This is a genomic window from Kutzneria buriramensis (genome assembly GCF_003387475.1).
GTDB lineage: Bacteria > Actinomycetota > Actinomycetes > Mycobacteriales > Pseudonocardiaceae > Kutzneria > Kutzneria buriramensis.
Map to the genome: position 1 here is coordinate 155,440 of NZ_QUNO01000016.1, position 13,921 is coordinate 169,360.

The 13,921-nt window shown below is 70.6% G+C and carries 11 protein-coding genes; 10 read left to right on the forward strand and 1 reads right to left on the reverse strand.

What is annotated here, in order from left to right; genetic code table 11:
* Positions 1-56 precede the first annotated feature (56 nt).
* The gene (locus tag BCF44_RS39130) at positions 57-3,902 is read left to right on the forward strand and encodes a Pls/PosA family non-ribosomal peptide synthetase (protein WP_246016063.1); all 3,846 of its coding nucleotides are present in this window, start codon (positions 57-59) and stop codon (positions 3,900-3,902) included.
* The gene (locus BCF44_RS39135; protein WP_246016064.1) at positions 3,899-5,209 is read left to right on the forward strand and encodes a M1 family metallopeptidase; all 1,311 of its coding nucleotides are present in this window, start codon (positions 3,899-3,901) and stop codon (positions 5,207-5,209) included. The genes BCF44_RS39130 and BCF44_RS39135 overlap by 4 nt, the downstream gene beginning before the upstream one ends.
* A gap of 144 nt (positions 5,210-5,353) precedes the next feature.
* On the opposite strand, the gene BCF44_RS39140 is transcribed toward BCF44_RS39135, so the two are convergent.
* Positions 5,354-6,649, reverse strand: a complete 1,296-nt coding sequence (locus tag BCF44_RS39140) for a phenylacetate--CoA ligase family protein (protein WP_170217982.1) — start codon at positions 6,647-6,649, stop codon at positions 5,354-5,356.
* Positions 6,650-6,758: 109 nt separating this feature from the next.
* On the opposite strand from BCF44_RS39140, the gene BCF44_RS39145 reads away from it, so the two are divergent.
* From BCF44_RS39145 to BCF44_RS39180, 8 genes are all read left to right on the forward strand, one after another.
* Positions 6,759-7,262: a GNAT family N-acetyltransferase gene (locus tag BCF44_RS39145; protein ID WP_116179551.1), complete on the forward strand. Its 504-nt coding sequence runs from the start codon at positions 6,759-6,761 to the stop codon at positions 7,260-7,262.
* The gene (locus tag BCF44_RS39150; RefSeq protein ID WP_116179552.1) at positions 7,259-7,759 is read left to right on the forward strand and encodes a molybdenum cofactor biosysynthesis protein; all 501 of its coding nucleotides are present in this window, start codon (positions 7,259-7,261) and stop codon (positions 7,757-7,759) included. The genes BCF44_RS39145 and BCF44_RS39150 overlap by 4 nt, the downstream gene beginning before the upstream one ends.
* A gap of 209 nt (positions 7,760-7,968) precedes the next feature.
* Entirely contained in the window at positions 7,969-8,400 is a 432-nt protein-coding gene (locus tag BCF44_RS39155; protein WP_170217983.1) for a winged helix-turn-helix transcriptional regulator, read from the forward strand.
* 185 nt (positions 8,401-8,585) lie between these two features.
* Entirely contained in the window at positions 8,586-9,749 is a 1,164-nt protein-coding gene (locus tag BCF44_RS39160; protein ID WP_281283192.1) for a type III polyketide synthase, read from the forward strand.
* A gap of 52 nt (positions 9,750-9,801) precedes the next feature.
* Positions 9,802-10,752 carry an aldo/keto reductase gene (locus tag BCF44_RS39165; RefSeq protein ID WP_116179555.1) on the forward strand — a complete coding sequence of 317 codons (951 nt, stop codon included), beginning with the start codon at positions 9,802-9,804 and terminating at the stop codon, positions 10,750-10,752.
* A gap of 9 nt (positions 10,753-10,761) precedes the next feature.
* Positions 10,762-11,184: a nuclear transport factor 2 family protein gene (locus BCF44_RS39170; protein ID WP_211353422.1), complete on the forward strand. Its 423-nt coding sequence runs from the start codon at positions 10,762-10,764 to the stop codon at positions 11,182-11,184.
* Between the two features lie 970 nt (positions 11,185-12,154).
* Positions 12,155-13,582, forward strand: a complete 1,428-nt coding sequence (locus BCF44_RS39175; protein ID WP_211353423.1) for a multicopper oxidase family protein — start codon at positions 12,155-12,157, stop codon at positions 13,580-13,582.
* Positions 13,583-13,617: 35 nt separating this feature from the next.
* Positions 13,618-13,833 carry a heavy-metal-associated domain-containing protein gene (locus BCF44_RS39180; protein ID WP_116179557.1) on the forward strand — a complete coding sequence of 72 codons (216 nt, stop codon included), beginning with the start codon at positions 13,618-13,620 and terminating at the stop codon, positions 13,831-13,833.
* Positions 13,834-13,921 lie beyond the last annotated feature (88 nt).

Here is a 13,921-nt window from a genome sequence, read left to right on the forward strand (position 1 = left end):
CGGAGAGGCTTGAATTGACCGCAGTTCAGGATCCGCGCGTTCTTGTTCGGAACGCGGTGTTCACCACGCGTGGGGCGGCCCCGGCCCGCACGCTGCTCGACGTCTTCAACGAGACCGCGCGTCGGCACCCCGCCGCCGCAGCCGTCGACGACGGCGCCACCATGCTCAGCTACCGCGCGCTGGCGACCGAGGTCGACCGGCTGCGCGAGGTGCTCGCCGGACACGGCATCGGCGTCGGCGACCGCATCGGCGTGCGTGCGCCGTCGGGCACCGTCGACCTCTACGTCAGCATCCTGGCCGTGCTCGCCGCCGGCGCCGCCTACGTGCCGGTGGACTTCGAGGACCCGCAGGAGCGGGCCGACCTCGTCTTCGGCGAGGCGGACGTGTGCGCGGTGATCGGCGCCGACCGCGAGGTGTCGGTCGTCGGCACCCCGATGGGCGTGCTCGGCGCGCCGGGCCTGGACGACGACGCGTGGATCATCTTCACGTCCGGCTCCACCGGCAAGCCGAAGGGCGTCGCGGTGTCGCACCGCGCGGCGGCCGCGTTCGTGGACGCCGAGGCGGAGCTGTTCCTGGTCGACGAGCCGATCGGCCCCGGCGACCGGGTGCTGGCCGGCCTGTCGGTGGCGTTCGACGCCTCCTGCGAGGAGATGTGGCTGGCCTGGCGCCACGGCGCGTGCCTGGTGCCGGCGCCCCGCGCGCTGGTGCGCACCGGCATCGACCTGGGCCCGTGGCTGGTGGAGCGGGAGATCACCGTCGTCTCCACCGTGCCGACGCTGGCCGCGCTGTGGCCGGCGGAGGCGCTGGACGAGGTCCGGCTGCTCATCTTCGGCGGCGAGGCCTGCCCGCCGGAGCTGGCCGAGCGGGTCGCCGTCGAGGGCCGCGAGGTGTGGAACACCTACGGCCCGACCGAGGCGACCGTGGTGGCCTGCGCCGCGCAGCTGACCGGCGAGGGCCCGGTGCGCATCGGTCTGCCGCTGGACGGCTGGGAGCTGGCCGTGGTGGACCAGCAGGGCGAGCTCGTCGGCATGGGCGAGCAGGGCGAGCTGGTCATCGGCGGCGTCGGCCTGGCCCGCTACCTGGACCGCGCCAAGGACGCCGAGAAGTACGCGCCGCTGCCGGCGATGGGCTGGGACCGCGCCTACCGCAGCGGTGACCTGGTCCGGGCCGAGCCGGAGGGCCTGCTGTTCGTCGGCCGCGCCGACGAGCAGGTCAAGCTGGGCGGCCGGCGGATCGAGCTGGGCGAGGTCGACGCGGCGCTCCAGGCGCTGCCGGGCGTCGCCGGCGCTGCCGCGGCCGTGCGCAACGGCACGCTGCTGGTCGGCTACGTCGTGCCGACCGCCGAGTTCGACCGCGAGGTCGCGCTGGAGCGGCTGCGCTCGGCGCTGCCGGCGGCGCTGGTGCCGCTGCTGGCCGAGGTCGAGACGCTGCCGACGCGGACGTCCGGCAAGGTGGACCGCAACGCGCTGCCGTGGCCGCTGCCGCAGAGTGCCGACACCTCCAAGCTCGTGGGCACCGAGGCGTGGCTGGCCGAGCAGTGGGGCGCCGTGCTCGGTGTCGCGCCGGCCGAGGGCGACGCCGACTTCTTCGCCAGCGGTGGCAGCAGCCTGGCCGCGGCACGCCTGGTCGGACTGATCCGGGCCAAGCACCCGAGCGGCTCGGTCAGCGACATCTACCAGTTCCCGACGTTGCGGGCGATGGCCGCGCGGCTGGACGAGTTCGACGCCCGTGAGACGAAGGCCCGCACGGTCGCGCCGACGCCGCGGGCCGCGCAGGTCAAGCAGCTGCTGCTGATGCTGCCGCTGACCACGCTGATCGGCCTGCGTTGGACGGTGGCCGCGGCCGCCGGCAGCACGGTGCTGAACCTGCTGGGCGCGGCCTGGGCGCCGACGGTGCCGTGGTGGGCGATCGCGCTGGCGTGGCTGGTGCTGTTCCACCCGGCCGGTCGCGTCGCGGTCGCCGCCGGCGGCGCGCGGATGCTGCTGCGCAAGGTGAAGCCGGGCCGCTACCCGCGTGGCGGCAAGACGCACCTGCGGCTGTGGACCGCCGAGCAGCTGGCCAACGTCACCGGGGCCACCAACCTCACCGGCGTGTGGCTGACCCGCTACGCCCGCGCGCTCGGCGTGAAGATCGCCGACGGCGTGGACCTGCACTCGCTGCCGCCCGTCACCGGCCTGCTCAAGATCGGCCGGGGCGCCGCGGTCGAGCCCGAGGTCGACCTGTCCGGCCACTGGCTGGACGGCGACGTGCTGCACGTCGGCAAGATCCGGATCGGCGCCGGCGCGACCGTCGGCACCCGCAGCACGCTGTTCCCGGGCGCCCGCATCGGCAAGCGCGCCGAGGTCGCGCCGGGCTCGGGCGTCACCGGCTCGGTGCCGGCCGGGCAGCGCTGGTCAGGCGTGCCGGCCACGCGTGACGGCAAGGCCACCCACCGGTGGCCGAGCAGCCGCCCGCCGCGCAACCGTCGCTGGGCGTTCGCCTACAGCGCCGCCACCCTCGCCCTGGGCCTGCTGCCGGTCACCGCGGCGCTGCCCGGCCTCGCGATCGTGGCCCTGTTCCTGCGCGACACGCCCACGCTCGGGTCGGCGCTGCTCGCCGTGCCGGCGGCCACGGTGGCCTCGCTGGCCGCGTACGGGCTGCTGGTGCTGATCGGGGTCCGCCTCTGTTCTATCGGGCTGCGCGCCGGCTACCACCCCGTGTTCGGTCGGGTGGCGTGGCAGGCCTGGACCACCGAGCGCCTGATGAACATGGCCCGCACCACGCTGTTCCCGCTGTACGCCAGCCTGTTCACGCCGGTGTGGCTGCGGGCGCTGGGCATGAAGGTCGGCCGCCGGGTCGAGGCCTCGACCGTGCTGGCGCTGCCGTCCATGACCACGGTCGGCGACGGCGCGTTCCTCGCCGACGACACCATGGTCGGCAGCTACGAGCTGGGCGGCGGCTGGCTGCGCATCGCCAACGCCCGCATCGGCAAGCGGGCCTTCCTGGGCAACTCCGGCATGACCGCGCCGGGCCGGGCGGTCCCGAAGCGCGGCCTGGTCGGCGTGCTGTCCTCGACGCCGAAGGGCGCCAAGGCCGGCAGCTCCTACCTGGGCATGCCCCCGATCAAGCTGCCGCGCGCGGTCGAGGACGGCGACCAGAGCCGCACCTTCGACCCGCCGACCAAGCTGGTGGTCGCCCGCGGCCTGGTGGAGATCTGCCGGGTGATCCCGGTGATGGCCTCGGTGGCGCTGGGCGTGCTGGCCCTGTTCGGCATCACCGGCCTGGCGAGCGTCCTGGGATCGGGCTTCGCCGGTGTGGCGAGCACGGCCGGTGTCAGCGGTGGCGCGGCCGTCGCCGGGTTCGCCGCCGCGGCGCTGCTCAGCGGCCTGGTGCTGATCGCCTGCGGCCTGGTCGCCGGCGCGGTCGCGGTGGCGGCGAAGTGGCTGCTGGTCGGCCGGTTCAAGGCCGTCGAGCACCCGCTGTGGAGCTCCTTCGTCTGGCGCAACGAGCTCGCCGACACGTTCGTCGAGGTCCTGGCGGTGCCGTGGCTGGCCGGGTCGGTCGCCGGCACGCCGGTGATGAACGCCTGGCTGCGGGGTCTCGGGGCCCGGATCGGCCGCGGCGCGTGGGTCGAGACATACTGGTTGCCGGAGGCCGACCTGGTCAGCGTCGGCGTGGGTGCGACCGTGAACCGGGGGTGTGTGGTGCAGACCCACCTCTTCCATGATCGAATCATGCGCATGGACGACGTGACGTTGGCCGACGGCTCGACGCTCGGGCCGCACGGCATCGTGCTGCCCGGGGCGACCATCGGGGCTGGCACCACGGTGGGCCCGGCCTCGCTGGTGATGCGCGGCGAGAGCGTGCCGGCGAACACCCGCTGGCTGGGCAACCCGATCGCCGCGTGGAGCAAGCGCGGGTGAGGGGCACGATCGGCGCGGATCGCTCCGCCGACTCGTACCTCCCCCAGCACGGCAACGGGGGTTACCGGGTCACGCACTACGACCTGGAGCTGGACTACAAGCCGGGTCCCGGCCGCCTCGCCGGCCGGGCCCGGATCGCCGCGCAGGCCCGCGCGGACCTGGCCGGGTTCAGCCTGGACCTGCACGGCCTGCGGGTCGAGCGGGTGCTGGTCAACGGCAAGCCGGCCCGCTACAGCCATCGCGGCGACAAGCTGCGGATCACGCCGTCCCGGCCGATCACCGTCGGGGCGGCGTTCACCGTGGAGGTGCGCTACACCGGCACGCCGAAGCCGGTGCGCACCCCGCACTGGGGTGAGATCGGCTGGGAGCAGCTCGACGAGGGCGCGCTGGTGGCGAGCCAGCCGATCGGCGCGCCGTCCTGGTTCCCGTGCAACGACCAGCCCGGCGAGAAAGCCACCTACCGGATCGCCGTCACGACGCCGTCGCCGTACACCGTCGTCGCCAACGGCGCGCTGGTGTCGCGGCGGGTCGGCGGCAGCACCACCACCTGGGTCTTCGAGCAGTTAGCCCCGATGTCCACCTACCTGGCGACCGTGCAGATCGGCCCGTACGCCGAGGTCGAGGTGTCCGCGAGCCAGCGGGCCGCGGTGCCACCGCGGCTGGTCGGCGTGTTCGGCCACGACTTCGGCCGGCAGCCGCAGATCATGGCCTCCTTCGTCGCCATGTTCGGCTCCTACCCGTTCACCGAGTACCACGTGGTGGTCGTCGACGAGGCGCTGGACGTGCCGGTGGAGGCGCAGGGCCTGTCCATCTTCGGCACCAACCACGTGGACGGGCACCGCGGTTCCGAGCACCTCGTGGCCCACGAACTGGCCCACCAGTGGTTCGGCAACAGCCTGACCATCGCCGACTGGCGCCACATCTGGCTGAACGAGGGTTTTGCCACCTACGCCGAGTGGCTGTGGTCGGAGGCGTCCGGCGGCCTGTCCGCCGCCGTCCTGGCCGAGCGCTCGCACGCCGAGATCGCCCGGCAGCGCCAGGACATCCGCATCGGCGACCCCGGCGTGCGCCGCATGTTCGACGACCGCGTCTACCAGCGGGGCGCCCTCACGCTGCACGCGCTGCGGGTGCGGCTCGGCGACGAGCGGTTCTTCGCCGTGCTGCGGCAGTGGACCGAGAAGCACCGGCACAGCACCGTCACCACCGACAAGTTCGTCGCCGTCGCGCAGGAGCACTCGGTCAAGCCGCTGGACCGGTTCTTCCGCTCCTGGCTGCACGACACCGCGCTGCCGCGCACCTTCGGCTGAGAGATGCGGGCGGCCGAGAGATGCGGGCGGCCGCCCGCCCCACACCTCCCACCGTCAGAGCGTCTCCGCCGCCGCGTCGGCGGAGTCGATCTCGTCGATGATCGTGTTCCAGTCCTCGATGGACATCCGTGCCTCCTCCCCTCGCTAGTTCTCCATCAGGCTCACGAAGTTCAGGTGCTTGCCGGCACGGGACTCCGTGAACTCGTCGGGTCGGGCGCGGCGCAGGCGCACGGGGAGCCGCCCGTGCAGCGCGGCCGTGGCGGCGTCGGCGGCGCGGCGTAGGTCGTCGTCGGTGCAGCCGGCGGCCGGGCGGACCAGCACGGTCAGCGACTCGCGGCTGTCCTGGACCACCTGCAACCGCTCCACCGGGAACCGTTCGATCAGCTTGACCAGCCGCAGCACGTCGGTCCGGGAGCCGTCGGGCAGGGCGATCGCGCCGTGCTGACGGCCGGTGATCAGCCGCAGCACCTTCTGCTCCCGCCCGCACGGACAGCGCTCAGCCGACAGGGCTCCGACGTCGCCGGTGCGGTAGCGGACGAACGGCATGACCGTGTTGAACAGGTTGGTGACGACGATGTCGCCCTCGACGCCGTCGGGCAGCGGATTGCCGTCGTCGTCGACGATCTCGACCCACACCCGCTCGCCCTCGATATGGTAGCGGCCGTGCTCGGGGCACTGGGCGGCGACGGTGCTGGCCTCGTTGACGCCATAGCAGTCGCGGACCGGGGCCTGGAAGTGCTCGGAGATCGCCTGCCGAGCGGCGTCGGTCAGCTGTTCGCCGAAGGTCTGCACGACGCGGGGCCGCAACACGCCGTGCGGGGCCAGCATGTCCCGCAGTGCCAGTGCCCGGGACGGGTGGGTGAAGACGACGTCCGGCCCGAACTCCAGGCAGCGGCGCGCGATCGCGGCCTCGTCGGTGACGAAGCCGAACTCGCCGTAGCGCAGGAACCCGGCCGACGGCACGGTGTACTCGAGCCACCCGTCGGCCTCGGACTTGAACGGCCGCAACACCTTCCGGTCCAGCGGCAGGCCCCACTCCAGCGCCCGCCGCAGCGCCAGGGCGTTCACGTGCACGAAGTGCTCGGAATTGTGAACGATCTTCAGCGGCACGCCGGTGGTCCCGCTGGTCACCACGGAGGCGCAGTCGCGGGGGTCGATGTCCTCGGCGAAGTGACCGCGATAGTCGTCCCTGATCTGCTGTTTGGTCATCGTCGGCAGCCGCGCCAGCGTCGCGAACGGGTCGTCGCCGGGCGTCACACCGCGCGCCCGCAGCGCGGGAACCGTCCGCAGCACCCGCGTCAGCAACGCCGACAGTCGCTCATGTTGCCGGTCGAGCAACGGCCTGGATCGGTCACCGTAGGCCAGAAACGCCTGGTAGGTACGGGCGAACAGCCGGCCCTGGCGCACGCCGTCGGCGGCCAGCGCCTCGCGTCGTCCCATCGAAACGGCCCCCCTCCGTCTGCTTCCGACCATAAACGATCCCACCGGTGCGTGGGCGAATAGTCACGTCCCGTTGCCAGCACCGGGCGTGGACCGACAATCTGGCACTGTGACCGAGATCCACGTGCCGCTCACCGTTCGCGATCTGACGCCGGAGGACGTGCCGGCCTGCCCGTGGTCGGGCGGCCGGCTGCACCTGGAGCAGCTCCATGTCCAGTTGGCGCGGGCCGGGGATGGCGTCGTCGACTACCTCGCCGTGTGCGGGCCGGCAGATCTCCCCGTGGCGATCGGCGGCGTCGACTACGTCGCCAGGCCCGGTAGCGGCGTGCTGTGGCAGTTGGCGGTGATGCCGGCGTTGCAGTCGTGTGGCATCGGCACGATTCTGATCAACGCTGCCGAGGAGCGGATTCTCCGGCGAGCGCTGTCGACCGCGGAATTGAGCGTCGAAGAGGACAATCCCCGGGCGCGGGCGCTGTACGAACGGCTCGGTTACCGTGCCTACGGCACCGAGAAGGACGGCTGGGACGTCGAGGGGCCGGACGGCACGACGGTCTGGTACGACACCGTCTGCACGCTGATGCGCAAGGAACTTGTCGGTAGACTGGCACCGTGACCAGGCACGACGTGGAGATAGTCGCGCTGCTCGTCTCCCCCACACATGCGTTCGAGGGACGCCCGCAGGACGGACCGCGTCCGGATGCGCTGCCGGTGGCGCGTGATCACGTGGACGTGCGAGCCGACCTCGGGCTGGTCGGCGACCGGTATTTCAACCACCGCGCGCACCGCAACGCGGCAGTCACGCTGTTCGCGGCCGAGTCGCTGGATGCGCTGCGCCTGGACCCACAGCCCGATCCGCATGTGGTGCGCCGCAACATCGTGTTGCGCGGATTTCCCGTCGACGACCTGGTGAAGCAGGTGTTCAGCCTGGAAGCGGGCGACGGCCCGATCCGGTTCCAGGGCCACCGGCCGGCACACCCGTGCGCCTGGATGGACGTCGTCGTCGGGCCGGGCGCATGGCGTGGCCTTCGGGGCCACGGCGGCGTGCGCTGCGTGCCGCTGGATGACGGTCGGCTGAAGCTGGGCCCCGCGGTGCTGGAAACCGCGGCCTGACCGCCGCCGGCCGGCTTCGCGAGCGGCGCAGGGCCAAGCGTCTGGCCTCTTGTTGCGGACGGAACCAACAAACATAATCCTTGACATCCTGCAAACAGTGAAAGCAGGAACCCAAGCCGTTCGGTCGCCATGGGATCGAACGGCGAGAGGTGCGGGCGGCAGCAGCACACAGCGGCGCTCGACGACGCTGAAAAGAGGACTGAATTGCCGTGAATCCGAACGAGGCCACCGACTCGGAGTGGGCGGACGACGCACCGACTCCGACACCGGAGACCCACTTCGTGAATTGGCTCGAGATCGCCGCCATAATCGAGATCCTCTCCCTCAAGTGGGTGCTGCCCGTCCTGGCACTGCTGGACAACGGCGCTCTGCGCCACAGCCAGTTGGCCCGCGCGCTGCGCATAGACGCGAAGCAGCTGAGCAGGATTCTCCGACGCCTTCAGGAAAAGCACGTCGTGCTCAGGGACGTGGACGGGTCGCAGCGTCCGGTTCAGGTGCGCTACCACCTGACGCCGGCCGGACGGGACCTGGTCGCGATCCTCGCCGACCTCGGCTCCTGGCGTCGACACGGGCCGGCAGAGGCGGACCCGGGGCCTGCGGACGCCGACCCCGTGACACCCCGCCCGAGGAGCCCGTTCTGACGCCGGAGGGTCGCGATGGCATTTCCACCTCATTGGTGACATCCGCGACCTCTTGCCGGCCACAACCGCCGTCTGTTTCACTTGGCAACACAGAGAAACAAAAGGCGCACTAATCGAACGGCGTGCCGCCACACCGAGACTAGGGTCGGGAGATCACCATGCCTACCTTGTGTCGCCCTGCCGTAATGGTCCCCGAATACGTCATCACCCGAGCCGAGACTCTGGACATCGCACGCAGGCTCCATGCCGGCAATCCCAATCTCCCGCTGGTGCTGCGACTCATCGAGAACACCGGCGTACGCAAGCGGCACATCATCCAGCCGATCGAGAAGACGCTGGCCCATCCCGGCTTCGAGATTCGCAACAGGATTTACGAGGAGCAGGCCAAGGCCCGCCTGCCCGAGGTCGTGCGGCAGGCGCTCGACAATGCCGGGCTGCGCGAGCGCGAGATCGACGTCATCGTCTACGTGTCCTGCACGGGCTTCATGATGCCGTCGATGACGGCGTGGCTGATCAACACCATGGGCTTCCGGTACGACACCCGCCAGATCCCGATCTCCCAGCTGGGCTGCGCCGGCGGCGGCGCGGCGATCAACCTCGCCCGCGACTTCTGCGCCGCCCATCCCGGCACGAACGCGCTGATCGTGTCCTGCGAGTTCTGCTCGCTCTGCTATCAGCCGACCGACGACGACATCGGCTCCCTGCTCTCGGACGGCCTGTTCGGCGACGCGGTCGCGGCGGCGGTGGTGCGGGGCTCCGGCGGCTCCGGGATGTCGTTGGAGCGCAACGCCTCCTACCTCATCCCGCACACCGAGAACTGGATCTCCTACGCGGTCAAGTCCACCGGCTTCCACTTCCAGCTGGACAAGCGCGTGCCGACGACGATGAAGCCCCTCGCGCCGGCGCTGCGCGACCTGGCCGCCGCGCACGGTTGGGACGCCTCGGACCTCGACTTCTACATCGTGCATGCCGGCGGGCCCCGCATCCTCGACGATCTGAGCACCTATCTCGAGGTGGACGGCCACGCGTTCCGGCACAGCAGGGCAACGCTGACCGAGTACGGGAACATCGCGAGCGCCGTGGTGCTCGACGCCCTCGGCCGGCTGTTCGCCGAGGGGCTCGTCGCGGAGCACGGGCGCGGTGTGATCGCCGGATTCGGCCCCGGCATCACCGCGGAGATGGCCGTCGGCACGTGGACCCACGACCACACGCACGAACCGGCCGCGGCCCAGTCTCGCATCTGCGCGAACCCACTGGCCCGAAACGGAGGTGTGGCCGGATCGCGACTGGCGACTGGCGGGACTCCATTTCCGACGCTGGACAACCACCGAACAGCGACCGCGAGCTGACGCCGTCGCGAACGCGATCCCTCCCACTCCCCCGGAACGGAGACACATCTCGATGAACGCAGCCCGACCTGAGCTCGCCCTGACCCTCGGCACGGATCTGCCCGTGCGCCGACTCGGTTACGGCGCGATGCATCTGACCGGTCCCGGTTACTGGGGGCCGCCCGCCGATCCGGACGAAGCGGTCCGCGTGCTGCGCAGGGCGGTGGATCTCGGTGTCACCTTCATCGACACCGCCGACTCGTACGGCCCCGACACCAATGAGCAGCTCATCCGCCAGGCCCTGCACCCCTACCCGGACGACCTCGTGATCGGCACCAAGGGCGGCATGCTGCGCTCCGGCCCGTCGGACTGGGTGCGCGGCGGCGGGGCGCCGTACATCGTCGCCCTCGGCCGGCCCGCATATCTGCGCCAGCAGGTCGAGATGAGCCTGCGCAACCTCGGGCTGGAGACCATCGACCTCTACCAGCTGCACCGGATCGACCCGCTCGTGCCGCTCGCCGACCAGCTCGGTGAACTCGTCGAACTCCAGCGCGAAGGCAAGATCCGCCACATCGGCATCTCCGGGCAGCCCGCGGTCACCGTGGACCAGCTCGTCCAGGCCCGCGAGATCGCCGACATCGTCGCCGTGGAGAACCTGTACAACGTCGCCGACCAGACCAGCGAAGACGTGCTGTGGTACGCGGAGGAGCACGACATCGCGTTCATCCCGTGGTTCCCCCTCGGCCACGGCGACCTCACCGGGAAGGGCAGCCCGCTCGCCGCGCTGTCCACGGCGTACGGCGTGACGCCGGCGCAGCTCGCCCTCGCCTGGCTGCTGCACCGCTCACCGCAGATCCTGCTCATCCCGGGCACCTCCTCGATCCGGCATCTCGAGGACAACATGCGTGCCGCCGAGATCGCGCTCGACGAACACCGCATGAACGCCATCGTCGACGCGGTCGTCCGGTCGGAGGTCCGTCCCTGGCGTCCGTCGGTGGAGCAGCCGGCCACCGAAGCCGTGTAGGAGCGACAGTTGAGCGCCGACGAACTCGCCGCCGCAGTCCCCGGCCCGCATCCCAATGTCGAGACCCTGCGCGCCGTGTACGCGGATCTGGCCAGGATCGGCGAGTACACCAGTGCCGACGTCGTCCTGCACGCGGCGGAACGCGGACCCGCCGACATCCGGTACGTGGGCAGGCGAGCAGTTGTCGACAAGGAGAAAGAACTCATCCGGCTGACGGGCGACACGCTCGTGATGGACGTGGATCAGATCGTCGCCGACGACCACTTCGGCGCCGTGCTCGGCGTCCTGCGAGCGCACCGGGACGGCGACACCGTGGCGGTGCCCTTCTGCGGCCTGTGGCGGTTCCGCGACGGCCTGATCGTGGAGCACTGGGAGAACGCCTACGAACTGGCGGGGCTGACCCGCTTCCTCGCGCACGGGCAGCGGGCGTGAGTCCACTGGCGACTCCGGCAGTTCGCGCGTACCCGATGAGCTGACCGCCGATGGGTCCGGCGGCGAGCCCACGGCAACGCCGCCGAAGACCCTGGTCGCGATCTCGTCCCCACTGCGGGCCGCTGGACGGTTTTCATTCCGTCCAGCGGCCCGTTCGTGTGCGTGGACATGCATGGCTTCCCGGCACCCATGGTCCCGCCGGCCTATGACGCGCCGATGGCCCCGACGTCGAGCGGGTTCCACCGCCTCGCCGGCAGCCGAGTGCCGTCGACACCTTCCTCACATCCGGCCCCGTTGCGCCCAATAGCCGTCACCCGATTCGCCCTGGCCCCGGCACGGATGTCACCGCACACGGGCCCGGCTCCGGCTTTTCACGGGCGATGTGACCAGCGTAAACAGGCTCCGACCGACCTCCGCACGCCAGGGGGCCAGCCGAGTGGCCCCTTTCCATCGGCGAAAACCTGTCAGCAAACTGATCACCGCAAATACGCCGACATTGGTTGTCAATAAGGGAGTCGCAAGGTTATTTGACCGATTCGGTCACACTGGGGATGATTTCTGGTCGATTGCCGACCGCGGGTCCATCATGCCCGACGGTTCGTCGCACGACGACCGCAGTCCATGGTTCGCCGCACCGGAAACGGGTTTCGCCACACCGAGCGAAATCCGTCTCCGACGCCTGAATTCGACCCGACAAAGGCGATCCGCGACATTTTCTGCACCACAGAAGACTTCACCCGATCGCGCCACTCACGCATGCCCTGAACACTCTGTCCACAATAGACGAAAGGAGGCTTCGACACCCTGCATCCGCGAGGCCGCGGCACCGTTCCGGCATCGCGAGAATATCCAGGAAGGCCCCGGACGTGGTCGCATCGTCCGGCGTCGGCGCATGCGCCATCTCGATCAGCGGGGACGGGCCGGCAACCCGTTTCCGCGGGAATTCGCACTCTCAGTCAAAGGAAGCTTGTTGAAACGCAGGAACTTTCTCAAGGCAGGCGTGACGGCCGGCGCGGCCGTAGCCCTGCTGCCCGGACCCCTGGCCCGGGCCGCGACGGCGTCGCCCGCCGCGCCGGCGCAGTCGTTCACGGTGCCGATGTCGGTGCCGCCCGTGCTCCGACCGTCGGCCAGCACGTCCGACGGCCTGCTCTACACGATGACGATGGCGGAAACCTCGGTGGAGGTGCTGCCCGGCCGGCTGACCAGACTGCGCACGTTCAACGGTCAGTTTCCCGGACCGACCATCCTCGCGAAACGGGGCCAACCGGTCATCATCCGCCAGACCAACAAGCTCAGCGTGCCGACGGCGGTCCACCTGCACGGTGGGCACGTCGCGTCCCGCGACGACGGCTTCCCGACCGACACCATCCCGCCGGGCGACACCCGGGACTACTACTACCCGAACGCGCAGCCCGCGGCGTCGCTCTGGTACCACGACCACGCGCACCACCAGGAGGCCGAGAACGTCTTCCGCGGGCTGGCGGGGTCCTACCTGCTCACCGACGAGTACGAGGACCAGTTGCCCCTGCCCCGCGACGAGTACGACATCCCGCTGCTGATCCGCGGCGGCCGCTTCGCCCCGTCGGGGAACCTGATCTACGACGCGGACGACCCCGACGGGCCCGACCACCCCGCCGTGCTGGTCAACGGCCGGCCCCGGCCGTACTTCCAGGTGGCCGCCCGCAAGTACCGGTTCCGGATCGCGAACGTGGCCAACCACCAGCTCTTCGGGCTGCGCCTGCGCGGCGGTGGCGGCATGGTCCAGATCGGCTCCGACGGCGGGCTCCTGCCGGAGCCGGTGGACGTCTCCGAGGTGCGGCTGTCGCCGGCCGAACGCGCCGACGTCGTCATCGACTTCAGCCGCTATCCGCTCGGCAGCCGCATCGTGCTGGAGAACACCGAGGCCTGCGAGGACGAGTGTCCCGACGTGCTTCGCTTCGACGTGGTGCGCCCGGCCCAGGACACCAGCCGCATTCCCGACCGGTTCCTCCCGCTCGAGGACTACGGGCCGCCGGTCGTCGAGCGCAGGTTCGTCCTGACCTCCGACGTCCGGAACAACCGCCATTTCATCAACGGCAAGGAGTTCGACGCCGACCGGATCGACATCCGCCCCAAGGTCGGCAACACCGAGGTGTGGACGATCGTCAACGGAGACGCCGCGCACCGGATTCCCCACTCCTTCCACACGCATCTCGAACGATTCAAGGTTCTCGACAGGAACGGCCGTCGGCCACCGGCGTCCGAAAGCGGACTGAAGGACACGGTAGCCATCAGCCCGGGCGAGACCGTGCGCATCAAGGTGCGATTCCACGACTACACCGGCCGATACGTGTACCACTGCCACATCATGGAGCACAACGGCACCGGAATGATGGGCCAGATGGAAATCGAGCGCTGACCGGAACGGCCATTCACTCCCAACGGAGGTCTTTCATGATTGAATCCACCTACACGGTCACCGGAATGACCTGCGGGCACTGCGTGCGATCGGTGACCGAGGGAATCAGCACGATCGACGGCGTCGACGAGGTCGACGTGGACCTGGCGACCGGGCGGGTCATCGTCACCGCCCACCACCCCGTCCCCGACGACGAGGTGCACGCCGCCGTCATCGCGGCCGGATACGAATTCGCCGACGGACGGCGTTGAGTCCGCGCATCGCGCAACGTGACAGTTCACGAGGATCTGTCACAGGTTGAGCGGGCAATCGTGTCGCCCGACGTCCGAGGGGACGCCG